The organism is Burkholderia sp. MSMB1588, from assembly GCF_001546925.1.
In the GTDB taxonomy this organism is placed as follows: domain Bacteria; phylum Pseudomonadota; class Gammaproteobacteria; order Burkholderiales; family Burkholderiaceae; genus Burkholderia; species Burkholderia humptydooensis.
This window is the reverse complement of the sequence record NZ_CM003770.1, coordinates 959,838-977,215: the sequence shown is the minus strand read 5'-3', so window position 1 is coordinate 977,215 and position 17,378 is coordinate 959,838. Positions and strand designations below refer to the sequence as shown.

The window sequence follows — 17,378 nt, the reverse complement described above, 5'->3', positions numbered from 1 at the left end:
ACGTTCGCCCGCTTCACGCGGCGACGCTCCTGCGCCAGCGCTGGAACAGCAGACCGGAGCGCGCGACGGTCAGCATCAGCGCGAGCGCGCAGGCGTCCGCGGCAAGGCCGACGCCGAGCTGCGGCATGCGCGCGCTGCCGTGCATGCCGTGCAGCACCGAATCGAGCGTCAGCGAGATCGCCGCGCCGACGACAAAGCACAGCATCCCGCGCTGCCCGACCGCGACGACGGGCTGCGCCGCTCGCGCGATCCTCGCAATCCAGCCGTACCGAACAAGTTCGGCCATCAGCCATGCGAACGCGACGAAATTCATCACGCGCGGCCATGCGAGATGGCGCTTGAGCTCGCCCTCCGGCAGCGGCAGCCCGGAGAACAGCTTGTAGTACGCGCATGCGAGCACGATCGCTAGCGCGACGGCGGTGATCGCCGCGCCGCCCGGCCGTGTCGCGACGTCGCGGTGCAGCGGCCAGCAGCGCATGAGCGCACCGAGCACGAACATCAGTTGCCACGCAAACGGATTGAAGCTCCAGCGAAACGAATCGGTGTCGATGAGTTGCGCCGCGAGCCACGGCGCGCAGCTCCACAGCAGCACGCTGCCGAACAGCAGCCACCACGGCCTGGCGCGCGCGAGCGGCACGATCGCGGGCGTCGCGAGCGCGAACAGCACGTACATCGGCAGCACCGCCGCGAGATACGGCTGCCGCTTGAACGTCAGCAGTTCGACGAGCCCGGTGAGCGGCGACGCGAGCAGCACGCTGATGTCGTCGAGCGCCATGTTCGGCGCGTCGATGCCGTAGTGATCGAGCACGGCCGACACGACAAGCATCAGCGTCGACGTCGCGAGAAACGCGCGGTAGATCTGCGCCGCGCGGCGCACGAAGCGCCGCCGCGCCGCGCCCGCGCCGTGACGCGCGCTGACGGCGAGAAACGCGCTCGCGGTCGCGAAGCCGCCGAGGAACACGAACACCTCGGCCGCGTCGCACAGCGCGAACGCGTGCAGCGTCACGCGCGACAGCACGCTCGCGCCGATGTGATCGACGACGATCGTCAGCAACACCAGGCCACGAAAGAAATCGACCTCGATCGAGCGGCCGGCCGGCGCGGGCGATGACATCGCGGAACCGCTCATCGCGCAGCCGGGCCGATGCGTGCGGCGAACGCCGGGCGCCCGACGGGAAACAGGGAAATCAGGATCGCGAACCGTTTGGCCGCGACGGAACGCGAATGCCGGCGGAATGCGCGGCAATGCGCCGACGTGAAGGAGCAGCGCCCCTGCGACGTGAAGACATGACCGTTCATGGGCGGGCCCGTGGGCGAAAGAGGAAGCGAAGGAAATCGTCTTAAAAATTCTAATCGCCGCTCAGGGTATGCCCTAAGTAACAAAATGCAACGAAATCTTTAGGCGGATTACAGCGCGCGTCGCGGGCCACCGATATGCGCGGGCATGCGGCGTGCTTGTCGCGGCCGGAGGCAATTCACGCGGGGAGAATCGGTCGACAACCGACCGCGCCCGCCTACCTCCGCGCGATCAGGAAGCCGTGCCACGCGGTCAGCGCGACGGCCGCCCAGATCGGCGCATACGTCGCGAGCTGCTGCCACGACAGCGCCTCGCCGAGCACGAGCACGGCGACCGCGACGAGCAGCACCGGCTCGACGTAGCCGAGAATCCCGAAGAGCGCCATCGGCAGCATGCGGCTCGCCTTCAGATGGCTCGCGAGCGCGAGCGTGCTGATCGCGCCGAGGCCCGGCAGCAGCATCGTCCACAACAGCGGCCGGCCGGCGACGCTCGTGCCGCCCGTCGCGAGCGTCGCGGCCGCAATGGGCAGCAGCACGAGCATCTCGACCGAGAACAGCGCGAGCGAATCCGCGTTCACGCGGCGTCGCAGCACGAAGTAAGGCGGATAGCCGAGCGCGACGACGAGCGTCGGCCACGCGAACGCGCGCGTCGCCCAGATCTCGTGCGCGACGCCCGCCGCCGCGCACGCGAGCGCAAGCCATTGCAGCCCGCTCAAGCGTTCGTGGTAATGGAAGCGCCCGACGAGCACCATCGTCAGCGGCAGCAGAAAGTAGCCGAGCGACACCTCGAGCATCCGGCCGTGCAGCGGCGCCCACAGGAACAGCCAGAGCTGCAGGCCGAGCAGCCCCGCGCTCGCGGCGAGCGACAGCGCGAACCGCCGGTTCGCGAGCGCGTGCGCGAGCAGCTCGCGCAACGCGGGCCAGCGGCCGCGCAGCACGACGACCGCGATCGCGCCGGGCGCGGTCCACACGATCCGCCATGCGAAGATGTCGAGGCCCGTCAGCGGCGCGAGCAGCTTCGCGTACGCGGACAACAGTGCGAACAGCGCCGACGCCGCGACCGACAGCGCGATCCCGCGCCCCGCCTGCGGATAATCGGCCGCAGCGCTCAATGCTGCTGGAAGCGCTCGAAGCGCTTGTCGGTCTGGCGCTCCTCGAACGTCACTTCGGTCACGTGCGCGGCGCTCGGGCCGTGACGCAGCCACGCGAGCATCCGGTCGATCTGCGGCGCGGGGCCCTGCAGCATCGCCTCGACCGAGCCGTCGTCGAGATTCGCGACCCAGCCGCGCAGCTTCAGCGCATGCGCCTCGCGCACGGTCGCGTGCCGGAAGCCCACGCCCTGCACCACGCCGCGCACCCGCACGTAATAGGTTTCGATCCGCTCGTCCAGATCGTCGCCGCTCATCGCATCCCCCGTGTCGTCCAGTCGATCCAAGCCCGGCATTGTAGTCGCGCGGCGCGAACGATGCTCGACGAAACCGCGCGCCGCGCATCCGGGGCGACCACGTACAATCTCGCACGACGTACAACACGCCGCGCCGCACGGCCGCGCGGCCATGAGGACCATGACTGACACACAACGCGATCTCGTTCTGGTGACCGGCGCATCCGGTTTTGTCGGCTCCGCCGTCGCGCGCGCCGCGCGGCGGCAAGGCTACCGGGTGCGCGTGCTCGTGCGGCCGGCCAGCCCGCGCACGAACGTCGCGGATCTCGACGCCGAGATCGCGACGGGCGACATGCGCGACGAGGCGTCGATGCGCGCCGCGCTGCGCGGCGTGCGCTACCTGCTGCACGTCGCCGCCGACTACCGGCTGTGGGCGCCCGATCCGCTCGAGATCGAGCGCGCGAATCTCGAAGGCGCGGTCGCGACGATGCGCGCGGCGCTCGCCGAGGGCGTCGAGCGGATCGTCTACACGAGCAGCGTCGCGACACTGAAGGTGACGCCGTCGGGCGCCTCGGCCGACGAATCGTCGCCGCTCACGGCCGAGCAGGCGATCGGCGTGTACAAGCGCAGCAAGGTGCTCGCCGAGCGCGCGGTCGAGCGGATGATCGCCGACGACAGGCTGCCCGCGGTGATCGTCAATCCGTCGACGCCGATCGGCCCGCGCGACGTGAAGCCGACGCCGACCGGCCGGATCATCGTCGAAGCCGCGCTCGGCAAGATTCCGGCGTTCGTCGACACGGGGCTGAACCTCGTGCACGTCGACGACGTCGCGCTTGGCCACCTGCTCGCGCTCGAGCGCGGGCGGATCGGCGAGCGCTACATCCTCGGCGGCGAGAACCTGCCGCTGCAGACGATGCTCGCGGACATCGCGCAATTGACGGGCCGCAAGCCGCCGACGATCGCGCTGCCGCGCTGGCCGCTGTATCCGATCGCGCTCGGCGCGGAGGCGGTGGCGAAGCTGACGAAGCACGAGCCGTTCGTGACGGTCGACGGGCTCAGGATGTCGAAGAACAAGATGTATTTCACGTCGGCGAAGGCCGAGCGCGAGCTCGGCTATCGCGCGCGGCCGTACCGCGAAGGCATTCGCGACGCGCTCGACTGGTTCCGGCAGGCGGGATACCTGCGCTGAGAACCAGACGCCGGGCGCGCGCGCGGGCCGCACCGAACCGGCCCGGCCGCGCGTGCCGATGCTTCGCCGATCGTCGCGCGCCGCATCGCAAGCATTTTGTTACATGCGACGTTCGAACCTGCGTGAGGCCTGCGGGTAAAATCGCGGGTCTTACGTAGAGAATGCACGCATGAACCTGAACGATCAGATCGATACGCTCGACAGCCGCTTCGATCAGCTCATCCACACGGTGCGCGAAGTCGCGAGCGCCGCCCAGGAAGCCGCCGCAACCGCCATCGCAGACAAGGCCGCCGCGCAGACTGCCGTCGAAGAAGCCGCCGCGAAGCATGCGCAAGCCGCCGAAATGTCCGTCGAGCAAGCGACGCTCGAAGCCCTCGCCGCTCAGGCGGCCGCCGACAAGGAAGCCGCCGACGCGCTCGCCAGGCAGGCCGTCGCCGTCCAGGCGGCGGCCGAGGCGGCCGCCGCGCAAGCGGTCACCGACAAGACCGCGGCCGAAGCGCTTGCGATGCAGGCGGCGGCGGATCGCGCCGCGGCGGAACGGGCCGCGGCGCAAGCGGCGGCGGACAAATCGGCCGCCGACGCGCTGGCTGCTCGGGCCGCAACCGATCGCGAGGCGGCGGAGCAGGCGTCGGCCGAGCGCGGCGCGGCGGATGCCGCAGCAGCGCAAGCGGCCGACGACAAGGCCGCGGCCGAAGCGCTCGCCGCGCGAGCCGCGGCCGATCGCGCCGCCGCCGAGCAGGCCGCGGCTCGGGCAGCGGCCGACAAGGAAGCGGCCGAGTCGCTGCTCAATCAGGCCACGACCGAACGCTCGGCCGCCGAGACCGCCGCCGCGCGCGCGGCGAGCTACAAGGCGACGGCGGAATCGCTCGCGTCGCAATCCGAGCGAAACCGGACGATGGCCGAGCCCGCCGCGCCGATTGCGGCGACACAAACCGCGAACGGCACGCTTTCGCTGCACGTCGCACGGCCGTCGCAGGACGAGATCACGCTCGCGCTCGGCGAGCATTCGGTGTCACTGCCGCCGCCGCAGCTCAGCCAGTTGATCGAGGAACTGGCGCACGTGCGCGCATCGATGACGATCGAGCAGCCGAGCGGACTGCCGAACGGCTGGCGCTTCGTGACGACGCGCAATCCGCTGATGGCGGTCCAGAAGCAGGCGAACGGCGACCGCCTGCTGGTCGCGCGGCACAGCGGCTACGGCTGGGTACCGTTCACGTTCTCGCCGGATGTCGTGATCCAGTTGTACATGCTGCTCACGCAGAAGTGACGCGGCGGCGCGCAGTGTCCGACGCGGCCCTCGTGGCCGGCGACGGCACCGCGCCGCCGATTCGAAAGGGAAGTGCCCGGCAGGGAAATCGACGGGTGCGCCGCCCGCCCCCCGTCGCCGGCCGCCCTGTTGTCCCGCGAGCGCCAGCGCTCGCCCGCCCCGCCAGCCGGCCGATGCTCAACGATCCTGCACCGGCGCCTGCACGCGCGCCTTCCACTGTCCGCCCTTGCCGCGCCAGTAGCGCACGGCCGACGCGACCGTCGCACCGACGTAGAACAGCGCGACGAGCGGCAGCGCCGGCGCCCACCACGGCGAGCGGCGGTAGTAGCCGAGCATCGGCGCATACGCGGTGCACATCGACGCCCACGCAAGCCACGCCGGCCACGCGCGCGCGCCGTACGCGAGCGCCGCCGCGGGCGGCACCAGATAGATGATCGTCATCCCGACGAGCGTGCCGAGCAGCAGCACCGGCGAATACCGGAGCTGCGTGAACGCGGTGCGCGCGATCATGTTCCAGATGTCGCGCCAGCTATCGTACGGCCGCAAGGACACGCTGCGATCGGCAAGATCCAGCCGGATCGGGTGACGGCCGGCGCCTCGGTGCTTGATCTGCGCGGCGAGGCTGCAATCGTCGATCAGCGCGCCGCGGATCGATTCGATGCCGCCCGCCTCCTCGAGCGCGTCGCGGCGCACGAGCATGCAGCCGCCCGCCGCGCCCGCCGTCCGGTTGCGCGGATCGTTGACCCACGAGAACGGGTAGAGCTTCGCGAAGAAGAACACGAACGCCGGAATCAGCGCCTTTTCCCAGAACGAATCGCAGCGCAGCCGCACCATCAGCGATACGAGGTCGCGCCGCTCGGCCTGCGCGCGCGCGACGAGCTGCGCAACCGCGTCCTCCGGATGGCCGATGTCGGCGTCCGTCAGCAGCAGGTAGTCAGCGGGCAGCCCGAGCGAGCGCACCGCGGCGATCCCCTGCGACTGCGCCCACACCTTGCCCGACCAGCCGGCGGGCAGCGGCTGCGCGGCGAGCACGGTCAGCCGGTCGGCGCGGCCGACGGCCGCCGCGGCCGCGCGCGCGGCCGCGGCGGTGCCGTCGGTGCTGTGGTCGTCGACGACGATCAGGTGGAACGCGCCTTCGTACGCCTGGCCAACCAGCGACTGGACGGCCTCGCCGATCACGTCGGCCTCGTTGCGGGCGGGCACGACGGCTGCGACGGCCGGCCAGCCGGCAGCGGCGGCCGCGCCACGCGCGTCGGGCGGCAGCCGCCGCGCGGGGCGCGCGCGCCAGAAGCCGCCGCGCCCGAACAGCAGCACCAGCCAGATCGCGAGCGACAGGCACGACAGCAGAAACACGACGATGAGCGTCATGCGCGGTCCTCCGCCCGCACGCCACGGCGGCCCGGCGCGCCGTCCGGACGGGCGGCCGCGCGCGCCGCCGCGCCCGTTTCGTTACGATCGACTTCCATGCGAATCAGCCCCTTCTTCAATGCATTCCGGCGTCAGCGAGCCGAAAGGTTCGGTGAAAACCGCCTAGTTTACTGGGTTTGACGCGCGCAGGCGCCGGACCTCCGGGGTTGCTCCAATTGCCACAACGTCAGGAACGGTAAAGCACGCAAAGGCCGATAGGGTTAAAATGCGCGACTACTTCGGGGTGCCGGGCCCGTTCCTGCATTCATAACATCCAAGTTGGGGCGATCGGCCCGGTCTGCCGGCCGCTCGCACCCCGCGTCAGTCGTCGGAGTTCGCCCAAATATGCGAGTCATCCTTGCCCAGCCTCGCGGCTTTTGTGCGGGGGTTGTCCGCGCGATCGAGATCGTCGAGCGCGCGCTGCAACAGCATGGCGCGCCGGTCTATGTACGTCACGAGATCGTCCATAATCGGCACGTCGTTGAAAACCTGAGAAATAAAGGGGCGCGATTCGTTGAGGAACTCGACGAAGTGCCGCACGGCGCCGTGGCCATCTTCAGCGCGCACGGCGTCGCCCAGACCGTCGAGAAGGATGCCGAGGCCCGCGGCCTCGACGTCCTTGACGCGACCTGCCCGCTCGTCACGAAGGTGCACGTGCAGGGGCGCCAGTACGTCGCGGCCGACCGCCGGCTGATCCTGATCGGCCACGCCGGCCATCCGGAAGTCGAAGGCACGATCGGCCAGATTCCGGCCGAGGTGATCCTCGTGCAGAGCGAGGCCGAGGTCGACACGCTGACGCTGCCGGCCGACACGCCCGTCGCGTACGTCACGCAGACGACGCTGTCGGTGGACGACACGCGCGGCATCATCGAGGCGCTGCACCGCCGGTTCACCGACATCGTCGGCCCGGACACGCGCGACATCTGCTACGCGACGCAGAACCGCCAGGCGGCGGTGCGCGAGCTGAGCGAACAGGTCGACGTGCTGCTCGTCGTCGGCGCGACGAACAGCTCGAACTCGAACCGGCTGCGCGAAATCGGCACCGAAAGCGGCGTGCCGAGCTATCTCGTCGCGGACGGCTCGGAAATCCGCGCCGAATGGTTCGCGAGCGCGCGCGCGGTGGGCCTCACGGCCGGCGCGTCGGCGCCCGAGGAAATGGTCGAGGATGTGATCGCCGCGCTGCGCGCGCTCGGCCCGGTCGAGGTCGCGACGATGTCGGGACGCGAGGAAAAAGTCGAATTCAAGCTGCCGGCGAAGCTCATGCAAGCTGTCGCCCGCGAAGTTTAAGGAGGACGTCTCTTGTCTATTCCGCTGCTCCAACAAGTGCGCGTCGGCGCATACATCGTGCGCCAGCACCTGTCCGGCAACAAGCGCTATCCGCTCGCGCTGATGCTCGAGCCCCTCTTCCGCTGCAACCTCGCCTGCAACGGCTGCGGCAAGATCGATTATCCGGACCCGATCCTGAACCAGCGCCTGTCCGTCGACGAATGCCTGCAGGCCGTCGACGAATGCGGCGCGCCCGTCGTGTCGATCGCGGGCGGCGAGCCGCTCCTGCACAAGGAAATGCCGGACATCGTCAAGGGCATCATGAAGCGCAAGAAGTTCGTCTATCTGTGCACGAACGCGCTGCTGATGGAAAAGAAGATGGACGACTACGAGCCGAGCCCGTACTTCGTCTGGTCGGTCCACCTCGACGGCGACAAGGACGCGCACGACCACTCCGTGTCGCAGGAAGGCGTGTACGACAAGGCGGTCGCGGCGATCAAGGAAGCGAAGCGCCGCGGCTTCCGCGTGAACATCAACTGCACGCTGTTCAACGACGCGATCCCCGAGCGCGTCGCGAAATTCTTCGATACGCTCGGGCCGATCGGCGTGGACGGCATCACCGTGTCGCCGGGCTATGCGTACGAGCGCGCGCCGGACCAGCAGCACTTCCTGAACCGCGACAAGACGAAGAACCTGTTCCGCGAGGTGTTCAAGCGCGGCGAAGGCGGCAAGCGCTGGTCGTTCAGCCAGTCGTCGCTGTTCCTCGATTTCCTGGCCGGCAACCAGACGTACAAGTGCACGCCGTGGGGCAACCCGGCGCGCACGGTGTTCGGCTGGCAGAAGCCGTGCTACCTGGTCGGCGAAGGCTACGTGAAGACCTTCAAGGAACTGATGGAATCGACCGACTGGGACAAGTACGGCGTCGGCAATTACGAGAAGTGCGCGGACTGCATGGTCCACTGCGGCTTCGAGGCCACCGCCGTGATGGATACGATCGCGCATCCGCTGAAGGCGCTGAAGGTGTCGATGAGCGGCATCCGGACCGAAGGCGCGTTCGCGCCGGACATTCCGATCGACAACCAGCGTCCGGCCGAGTACGTGTTCTCGCGCCACGTCGAGATCAAGCTCGAAGAAATCCAGCGCGCGGGCAAGGGCAAGCTGCAGAAGTCGCCGAAGCCGGCCGCGACGGCCTGACGATCGCCGCGACACGGAACGCGCTCGCGTTCTCCGTCGTCGACCAAGGCGCCCCGGACGATGTTCGGGGCGCCTTTTGTTTTTGTTCGGGCGCATGGCTCGCGTGGAGCGACACGCGACGGCGATCGGGCAACGGCGAGCCGCCCGGCACGCTTTCCCGCGCCGGGTTACGATGCCCGCTGAGCCGGCGCCGAGACGATGCGCCGCCGCCGATAACGCTGCGCGCCGCGCCGGATGCCGCGACGCCGCCGCCGACATTCCGGGAACCGCCATGACATCATCCGACGTCGCCGCCATCACCGGCTGGCATGCCCACGTCTATTTCGACGCATCGAGCCGCGACGCGGCGTGGGCCCTTCGCGAAACCGTCGAACGCCGCTTCGGCGCGGCCGTGCAGCTCGGCCGCTTCCACGAGCGCCTCGTCGGCCCGCATCCGGCGTGGTCGTATCAGATCGCGTTCGGGCCGGCGCAATTCGCCGAAGTCGTGCCGTGGCTCACGCTGCATCACCGCGAGCTCGACGTGTTCCTGCATCCGAACACGGGAGACGAGCTGCGCGATCATCGCGACGCCGCGGTCTGGATCGGCCGCTCGCATGCGTTGAATCTCGATGCGCTGAAGTCTTAAAACGCGGAAGAGCCGACACGGCGCGCGCCGTCGCATGCCGGAATCGGCAAGCGAAACCGCCGACGCGTACATCCAGCGTTGCGCGCCGCGCAATCATCGAGTGCGTCTGGGTTGACACTGGACGGCGGACGCTCGCACTACCATTGCGCCGCATGCACGTCATGACACGGAGAAGTCGATGGCACCCGATCTGAATCTGCTGATTGCGCTCGACGCGCTGCTCGAAGAAGGCAGCGTCGTCGGCGCCGCGCGCCGCATGAACCTCAGCCCGCCCGCGATGAGCCGCACGCTCGCGCGCATTCGCGAGACGGTCGGCGATCCGATCTTCGTCCAGGCCGGCCGCAAGATGGTGCCGACGCCGCGCGCGCTCGCGCTGCGCGGCGTCGTGCGCGAGACGGTCGAGCGCGCGTCGCAACTGCTCGCGCCGAGCGCCGAGGTCGATCTGCGCACGCTCGACAAGCAGTTCAGCGTGCGCGCGAACGACATCTTCGTCGGCATGCACAGCAGCCGGCTGCTCGAGGAGATGGCGCGCGGGATGCCGCGCGCGATGGTGCGCTTCATGCCCGAAGAGGACGACGTCGACGACGACGCGCTGCGCAGCGGCCGCATCGACCTGTTCATCAGCGCATCGCGCCGCCTCGGTCCGGAGATCCGCGTGCAGCCGCTCTTCACGACGAAGTTCGTCGGGCTCGCGCGCAACGATCATCCGATCTTCGACGACGACATCACGCCCGAACGCTTTGCGCACTGGCCGCATATCGGCGTGTCGCGGCGCGGCAAGTCGTCCGGGCCGATCGACACCGCGCTCGCCGAGCGCAGCCTCGAACGGCACGTGCTGCTGGTCCTGCCGACGCCGTATGCGGCCGTGTTCGCGCTGCAGGAGTCGGACCTGCTGCTGCCGCTGCCCGAGCATCTCGCGCTCGGCGCGGTGCAGGCGGGGCTCGGCGTGCGCACGTTCGAGCTGCCGGTGTCGCTCGAAACGGTGCTGATCACGCAGGCGTGGCATCCGCGCTTCCAGAGCGATCCCGCGCACCAGTGGCTGCGCCGGGTCGTGCGCGGCCTGTGCGCCGGCCCGTCGGCATTGCAGCTCGCGCACGCATGACGCGCGCGTGACGCGTAAGCCCCACGCTCACCAATGCCCCCACGCCCGATGCCCTCGTTCGGATCGACCAACTCGAACGAATATGCGAAGCTTTCGTCGACGTTCCGCGATCCCGCTTCATCCCGCACAAGGAGCCAGACTTGGAGATTCGCCACGGAGTCAACCTGGCGCGCGCCCGCGCGCTCGCCGCACGCGAACGCGACGCGTTCGAACGGGCGATGCCGAAATCGCGCGCGCTCTCGGCCGAAGCGGCGCAGCATCTGCTGTTCGGCGTGCCGCTGCACTGGATGCGCGACTGGTCGACGCCGTTCTCGCTGTACGTCGATCACGCGCGCGGCGCGCATTTCACCGACGTCGACGGCCATCGCTACGTCGATTTCTGTCTCGGCGACACGGGCGCGATGTTCGGCCATGCACCCGAGCCCGTCGCGCGCGCGCTCGCCGAGCAGGCGACGCGCGGCTACACGACGATGCTGCCAAGCGCGGACGCCGCGTGGGTCGGCGCCGAACTCGCGCGCCGCTTCGGGCTGCCGTACTGGCAGTTCGCGCTGAGCGCAAGCGACGCGAACCGCTTCGTGCTGCGCTGGGCGCGCGCGGCGACGGGCCGCAAGCACATCGTCGTGTTCAACGGCTGCTACCACGGCACCGTCGACGACGTGTTCGTCGATCTCGTCGACGGCCGGCCGGTGCAGCGCGACAGCCTGCTCGGCCAGGCGCACGATCTGCTCGCGTACACGCGCGTCGTCGAATTCAACGATCTCGCCGCGCTCGAAGCCGCGCTGAAGGACGGTGACGTCGCATGCGTGCTCGCCGAGCCGGCGCTGACGAACATCGGCATGGTGCTGCCCGATCCCGACTTCTGGCGCGAAGCGCGCGCGCTGACGCGCCGTCACGGCACGCTGCTCGCGATCGACGAAACCCATACGATCAGCAGCGGCCCCGGCGGCTACGCGAGCGCGCACGGGCTCGACGCGGATCTGCTCGTCCTCGGCAAGCCGATCGGCGGCGGCGTGCCGTGCGCGGTGTACGGCTTCAGCGCGTCGTTCGCCGAGCGCGCGCAGCATGCGAAGACGAGCGCGCCGCCCGGCCATTCCGGCATCGGCACGACGCTGACCGCGAACATGCTCGCGATGCGCGCGATCCGCGCGACGCTCGCCGACGTGATGACGGCCGCCGCGTATGCGCACATGTTCGATCTCGCGGCGCGGCTCGCGGCCGGGCTCGAGCAGGCGATCGCGCGGCGCGGGCTGCCGTGGTGCGTGACGCGAATCGGCGCGCGCACCGAATTCCAGTTCGCACCGACGCCGCCGCGCAACGGCACGATCGCCGGCATGCAGCTCGACGGCGAGCTCGAGCACATCGTGCATCTGTATCTGCTGAACCGCGGCGTGCTGATCACGCCGTTTCACAACATGATGCTCGTATGCCCGGAAACGACCGCGGAAGACGTCGATCGGCTGGTGGCCGCGTTCGATGCATGCATCGGCGAGATGCTCGACACCGGGCCAATTATCTCACCCGAGTTAATTAAAACCTGACAACCGGATATTCCGTGCAAGGCAATGCGAAATCAAACGCCAGCTCAAACAATAAATAAGGCGCCCCAAAATCGCCCCACTCAACCTTTCATTGCCAAGCCAAATTTATCTTTATAAAGCTAATAATAGCCTGAATGGTTGTCCGCGTTGGCGATGTGCCGCCGCACAATGCGGCCATGCCGACGCTCGAAGAAAAAACGGCGTTCGCAGAACGCCTGAAATTCGCCCTGCAGCGCAGTCCGGAGAAAATCGCCGGTGCGACCGCTCTCGCGCTGCACTTCAATCTGCGGCATCGCGGCGAACATCCGATTTCACCGCAGACCGCGCATAAATGGCTGACGGGCCGCACGGTCCCGACGCCCGACAAGCTGCGCACGCTCGCCGACTGGCTGCGCGTCGATCTGCACTGGCTCCATTACGGCCCGCCGCCCGGCGCGCCCGGCGGCAAAACGCAAGCGCCGCTGCGACGCGACGAGCAATATGCACCGACGCAGGAGACGATCGAGCTGGCGTCGAAAATCGAGGCGCTTTCGCCGCATCATCGTTATCTGATGCAGGAATTGATCGAGCATTTCTACGGCGATCCGTCGAAGCGGCGCTGAGCCGCGGCGGGCATGAAAAAAGCGTCACGGCTCGCACCGTGACGCTTTTTCCTGTTACGACAATCACGAAAGCGCCGCCGCCCGCGAACTACGCAATCAGCAGCACTTTCCCGCGCCCGAGCCGTATCGCGCGTTCTGCCGCTCGCGGAAGAACTCCTCGTAGGTCATCACCGGACGATCGGGATGCGTCGCGCGCATGTGCGCGACATAGCCGTCGTAGTCGGGCAGGCCGACCATCAGCCGCAACGCCTGCCCCAGATACCGGCCCGCGGTGCGCAATTCGCCGCCGAGATCGGAGAACATCGCGGCCTCCTCTAGCGTCCGCTGCCGAGCGCCTGCGCGGCCGGCATCGCCTCGTACGGCGTCTCGCGCGACGTCGGCTGCACGGCGCGCCGCGCGCGCGCGACCGCGATCACGCCGTACACCGCAATGCTCGCGACGACCAGAATGAACAGCGCCGACAGCGCCGCGTCCACGTAGTCGTTGAAGATGATCCGCTGCATCTGCGCGAGCGACTTCGCGGGCGCGAGCACCTTGCCGTCGGCGGCCGCCGCCTGCAGCTTCGCCGCGTGCGCGAGGAAGCTGACCTTCGGATTCGAATCGAACACCTTCTGCCAGCCGGCCGTCAGCGTGCAGATCAGCAGCCACGCAGTCGGCACGATCGTCACCCATGCATAACGCTCGCGCTTCATCTTGAACAGCACGACGGTGCCGAGCACCAGCGCGATCGCCGCGAGCATCTGGTTCGAGATGCCGAACAGCGGCCACAGCGTGTTGATGCCGCCGAGCGGATCGACCACGCCCTGATACAGGAAGTAGCCCCACGCGGCCACGCACAGCGCGGTGGCGATCAGGTTCGCCGGCAGCGATTCGGTGCGCTTGAGCGCCGGGTGGAACGTGCCGAGCAAGTCCTGCAGCATGAAGCGGCCCGCGCGCGTGCCCGCGTCGACGGCCGTCAGGATGAACAGCGCCTCGAACAGGATCGCGAAGTGATACCAGAACGCCATCATCGCCTCGCCGCCAATCACCTGGTGCAGGATCTGCGCCATGCCGACCGCGAGCGTCGGCGCGCCGCCGGCGCGCGCGATGATCGTCGTCTCGCCGACCGCCTTGGCCGTCTGCGTGAGCATGTCGGGCGTCAGCATGAAGCCCCACTGCGTGACGGTGTTCGCGACCGCTTCCGGCGTCGTGCCGAGCACGGCGGCCGGCGCGTTCATCGCGAAATAGACGCCCGGCTCGATCACGCACGCGGCGACAAGCGCCATGATCGCGACGAACGATTCCATCAGCATTGCGCCGTAGCCGATGAAGCGCGCGTTGGTCTCGTTGTCGAGCAGCTTCGGCGTCGTGCCCGACGAGATCAGCGAATGGAAGCCCGACACCGCGCCGCACGCGATCGTGATGAACAGGAACGGAAACAGGTTGCCCGACCAGACCGGGCCCGTGCCGTCGATGAACTTCGTGAGCGCCGGCATCTTCAGCTCCGGCGCGACGATCAGGATGCCGATCGCGAGCCCGACGATCGTGCCGATCTTCAGGAACGTCGACAGGTAGTCGCGCGGCGCGAGCAGCAGCCACACCGGCAGCACCGACGCGACGAAGCCGTAGCCGATCAGGATCCACGTGAGCTGCGTGCCGCTGAACGTGAACCACGCGGCGAGCGTCGGCGAATCGTGCACGTGCTGGCCGTACGCGATCGACGCCATCAGCAGCACGAAGCCGATGATCGACACTTCGCCGATCCGGCCCGGCCGGATGTAGCGCGTGTAGACGCCCATCAGGAGCGCGATCGGAATCGTCGCGGCAACGGTGAACGTGCCCCACGGCGAGTTCGTCAGCGCCTTCACGACGATCAGCGCGAGCACCGCGAGAATGATCACCATGATCAAGAACGCGCCGAACAGCGCGATCACGCCGGGCACCGTACCGAGCTCCATCTTGACGAGATCGCCGAGCGAGCGGCCGTCGCGGCGCGTCGAGATGAACAGCACGATGAAGTCCTGCACCGCGCCCGCGAACACGACGCCCGCGAGAATCCACAGCATCCCGGGCGTGTAGCCCATCTGCGCGGCGAGCACCGGGCCGACGAGCGGCCCCGCGCCGGCGATCGCGGCGAAGTGATGGCCGAACAGCACGTACTTGTTGGTCGGTACGTAATCGAGACCGTCGTTGTACTTGACGGCGGGCGTCATCCGCAGGCCGTCGAGCTGCACGACCTTGCTCGCGATGAAGCGGCTGTAGAAGCGGTACGCAATCAAATACACGCAAACGGCGGCGATCACGATCCATAGCGCGCTGACCCGCTCGCCGTGCGCGAGCGCGATCGTGCCGAACGCGAATGCGCCGAGCAGCGCGACGGCGATCCAGATCAAATAACCGGAAGCCCGATTCATGGCGTCTCCTGTCTATTTTTTTGGAAATATGCGCGGCGGGCGGCCGCGCGCAACGACGGCAAGCGTCACGCTCCGTCGGGACGTAGCGATGGGGCCTTATTGTTCGCCTTCGACGCAAACCCAACAAGCGCATAACTACGTACAGCGGCTACGTGGCATTGCGTAGGGGTTTGCGAGGGGTGAGCGCCGTTCGATCCCTCGGAATATAGAACCGAACGGCGAGAAAGAAAACCACGTGCGCGCCACGCCCGCCGCGCTCGCCGGGCGCGGCGCGGACCCGGACCGAGTGTGAGCGAATCCGCCCAGACCGAGATCCATCAGGCCGATGCCCGCCAGCGTGGTGCCGATCAGCCGGTGGCGCCGGGCATTGATGAGATGCGACATGATGAGCCCTCCTTCAGGATTGTCAGAAAACGCTGCGCCGTCGATGACGGGCCGGATGCGGCGCCTCGCCCCGGTCGACGATCGATTCGCGAGCCGACGCATGGCCGCGTCGCATCTGCAAAAAGCAGGCACGAGCCGGACCGGCCGGCGGACGTCGGTCACGCCGGCGGCTTGCCATCGAATGGGAATTGAAACGGACTAACGGGGCTGACGCATCGCCGCGCGAATCGACCCGAAGGTCGGTCCGTTCGGCCGAACGCGGATGTCGGGATCGAGGCGCGCCCACGCGAGATCCGCGGGATCAGCGGCCATCGGCCCCGGCGATTTCGCGATGAGGATCGCGCCGGCGATCGCTTCGAAGTCCGCACGAAAATGCACCGAGCTCTTGCTCACGACGATCTTCGTCCGCTCGGGCTCGATGCCCGCGACGCGAAACTGATTGCGCTCGAGCGTCTGCATCTTGTTCGTGCTCACCGCGATCCGGACGCCGTCGATCCGCAGGCGCGCGACCGGGCCGAGATCGCCGCGCGCGCCGTTGAACATCGGGCCGTCGAATCGAAAGCGTCCGTCGGACAGGTGCTCGACTTCGAATTCGGCCTCGAGCGGCGTATCGCCCCGCACGCGCGAGCGGCCGCCCAGACGCAGGCCGATGCGCGCGCCGACGCCCGCCCGGTGCGCGGCGGCCGCGGCGTCGGGGTCCCAGATCACGCCCACCGCCGCATCGTCCGCGCCGTTGCGAAGCAGCGCGCGCACCATGCCCATCGTATCGGCGTCGCCGCCTGCGCCGGGATTGTCCTGCGTGTCGGCGATGACGACGGGCTTCGTCGACGTGCGGCTCAGGCGAATCGCCTCGGCGGCCGCGGCGTCGGGCGTGAGGAACGGCACGCTCCAGCGCGCCTCTTCGCCGACGAGTTTCGCGAACAGCGCATCGGCCGCGCGCTCGGCGACGTCGACATCGAACGCGTGCGCCCACACGGCCGGCCCGCACTCCGGAAAATCGGCGGCCGGGAAGCCCGGCGCGAACGACATCGATACGACGCCGTCCCGTTCGAGCTGCGCGAGCAGCCGATACGCGCCGCTCGCTGGCTCTGCACGCGTGCACATGGCGTTGATCGGAATCAGGAACGGCAACCGGCGCATCGCGCAATGCAACGGCCGGCCCGCGGACACGAGCCGCTCAAGCACTTGCGCGGCGCGCTCGCCGGTTTCCGCCATGTCGACGTGCGGATAGGTGCGGTAGGCGACGAGCGCGCTCGCATGCGCGGCCATCCGCGCGGTGACGTTCGCGTGCAGATCGACCGACACGACGATCGGCATCCGGCCACCGACGATCCGCCGCATGCGCGCGAGCAGTTCGCCTTCGCCGTCGTCGAACTGCTCGGTGACCATCGCGCCGTGCAAGTCGAGATAGATCGCGTCGAAGCCGCCTGCTTCGGCCGCGTCGACAATCTCGCCGCCGATCCGCTCGAACGCGTCGCTCATTACATGCGCGGACGGACACGCGCCCGCCCAGACGACCGGCAGCAGCGCATGCCCGTTCGCCTGCGCGGCCTTGATGAAGCCGCCGATCGGCACGTTGACGTCGCGCAGCGACAGCACGCTGGCGCCGCGCGTGAGCGGCGGAAAACCTTCGCCGCGAACGAAGCTCTGATACGACGCGCGCGTCGGCGCGAACGTGTTGGTCTCGTGCTGAAAGCCTGCAATCAGAATGTTCATGTCGCTTTCCTGTAT

Annotated in this window: 15 protein-coding genes and 1 pseudogene; 8 read left to right on the top strand and 8 right to left on the bottom strand. The window is 68.6% G+C overall.

What is annotated here, in order from left to right:
* Window positions 1–13 precede the first annotated feature (13 nt).
* The 3 genes from WS92_RS04070 to WS92_RS04060 form a co-directional block, all read right to left on the bottom strand.
* Window positions 14–1,129: an OpgC domain-containing protein gene (locus tag WS92_RS04070; protein WP_009915998.1), complete on the bottom strand. Its 1,116-nt coding sequence runs from the start codon at window positions 1,127–1,129 to the stop codon at window positions 14–16.
* Window positions 1,130–1,514: 385 nt separating this feature from the next.
* Window positions 1,515–2,408, bottom strand: a complete 894-nt coding sequence (gene rarD, locus WS92_RS04065; protein ID WP_059933461.1) for an EamA family transporter RarD — start codon at window positions 2,406–2,408, stop codon at window positions 1,515–1,517.
* Window positions 2,405–2,701 (bottom strand): acylphosphatase, encoded by a 297-nt coding sequence (locus WS92_RS04060; RefSeq protein WP_006029683.1) that lies wholly within the window; start codon window positions 2,699–2,701, stop codon window positions 2,405–2,407. The genes rarD and WS92_RS04060 overlap by 4 nt, the downstream gene beginning before the upstream one ends.
* A gap of 160 nt (window positions 2,702–2,861) precedes the next feature.
* Between WS92_RS04060 and hpnA the strand changes: the two genes are divergently transcribed.
* Window positions 2,862–3,869: a hopanoid-associated sugar epimerase gene (gene hpnA / locus WS92_RS04055; protein ID WP_059933464.1), complete on the top strand. Its 1,008-nt coding sequence runs from the start codon at window positions 2,862–2,864 to the stop codon at window positions 3,867–3,869.
* Between the two features lie 169 nt (window positions 3,870–4,038).
* Window positions 4,039–5,136 carry a hypothetical protein gene (locus WS92_RS04050; protein ID WP_059933467.1) on the top strand — a complete coding sequence of 366 codons (1,098 nt, stop codon included), beginning with the start codon at window positions 4,039–4,041 and terminating at the stop codon, window positions 5,134–5,136.
* A gap of 177 nt (window positions 5,137–5,313) precedes the next feature.
* On the opposite strand, the gene WS92_RS04045 is transcribed toward WS92_RS04050, so the two are convergent.
* Window positions 5,314–6,504, bottom strand: a complete 1,191-nt coding sequence (locus WS92_RS04045; RefSeq protein WP_006029686.1) for a glycosyltransferase — start codon at window positions 6,502–6,504, stop codon at window positions 5,314–5,316.
* A gap of 384 nt (window positions 6,505–6,888) precedes the next feature.
* Here WS92_RS04045 and ispH point away from each other — a divergent pair, with 384 nt between their 5' ends.
* The 6 genes from ispH (at window position 6,889) to WS92_RS04015 (ending at window position 12,870) form a co-directional block, all read left to right on the top strand.
* On the top strand, window positions 6,889–7,830 hold the full coding sequence (ispH, locus tag WS92_RS04040) for a 4-hydroxy-3-methylbut-2-enyl diphosphate reductase (protein WP_009917431.1): 942 nt from the start codon (window positions 6,889–6,891) through the stop codon (window positions 7,828–7,830).
* Window positions 7,831–7,842: 12 nt separating this feature from the next.
* Window positions 7,843–9,003: an adenosyl-hopene transferase HpnH gene (gene hpnH / locus WS92_RS04035; RefSeq protein WP_009917432.1), complete on the top strand. Its 1,161-nt coding sequence runs from the start codon at window positions 7,843–7,845 to the stop codon at window positions 9,001–9,003.
* 271 nt (window positions 9,004–9,274) lie between these two features.
* Window positions 9,275–9,628 carry a DOPA 4,5-dioxygenase family protein gene (locus WS92_RS04030; protein WP_015603702.1) on the top strand — a complete coding sequence of 118 codons (354 nt, stop codon included), beginning with the start codon at window positions 9,275–9,277 and terminating at the stop codon, window positions 9,626–9,628.
* Window positions 9,629–9,806: 178 nt separating this feature from the next.
* On the top strand, window positions 9,807–10,730 hold the full coding sequence (locus tag WS92_RS04025; RefSeq protein ID WP_059933472.1) for a LysR family transcriptional regulator: 924 nt from the start codon (window positions 9,807–9,809) through the stop codon (window positions 10,728–10,730).
* Between the two features lie 140 nt (window positions 10,731–10,870).
* Window positions 10,871–12,268, top strand: a complete 1,398-nt coding sequence (locus tag WS92_RS04020; protein ID WP_059933475.1) for an aspartate aminotransferase family protein — start codon at window positions 10,871–10,873, stop codon at window positions 12,266–12,268.
* A 176-nt stretch (window positions 12,269–12,444) separates the two neighbouring features.
* Window positions 12,445–12,870: a transcriptional regulator gene (locus WS92_RS04015; protein WP_006029693.1), complete on the top strand. Its 426-nt coding sequence runs from the start codon at window positions 12,445–12,447 to the stop codon at window positions 12,868–12,870.
* 96 nt (window positions 12,871–12,966) lie between these two features.
* Here WS92_RS04015 and WS92_RS04010 read toward each other — a convergent pair whose 3' ends face one another.
* The 4 genes and pseudogenes from WS92_RS04010 to WS92_RS04000 all read right to left on the bottom strand — a co-directional run bounded on the left by WS92_RS04010 (window position 12,967) and on the right by WS92_RS04000 (window position 17,363).
* Window positions 12,967–13,173: a YbdD/YjiX family protein gene (locus tag WS92_RS04010; RefSeq protein ID WP_006029694.1), complete on the bottom strand. Its 207-nt coding sequence runs from the start codon at window positions 13,171–13,173 to the stop codon at window positions 12,967–12,969.
* An 11-nt stretch (window positions 13,174–13,184) separates the two neighbouring features.
* On the bottom strand, window positions 13,185–15,263 hold the full coding sequence (locus WS92_RS04005; protein WP_015603803.1) for a carbon starvation CstA family protein: 2,079 nt from the start codon (window positions 15,261–15,263) through the stop codon (window positions 13,185–13,187).
* Between the two features lie 240 nt (window positions 15,264–15,503).
* Window positions 15,504–15,647: pseudogene (locus tag WS92_RS36950) on the bottom strand (alpha/beta hydrolase); the annotation flags it as partial.
* Window positions 15,648–15,845: 198 nt separating this feature from the next.
* Entirely contained in the window at window positions 15,846–17,363 is a 1,518-nt protein-coding gene (locus WS92_RS04000) for a M81 family metallopeptidase (RefSeq protein ID WP_009917437.1), read from the bottom strand.
* Between the last annotated feature and the right edge of the window lie 15 nt (window positions 17,364–17,378).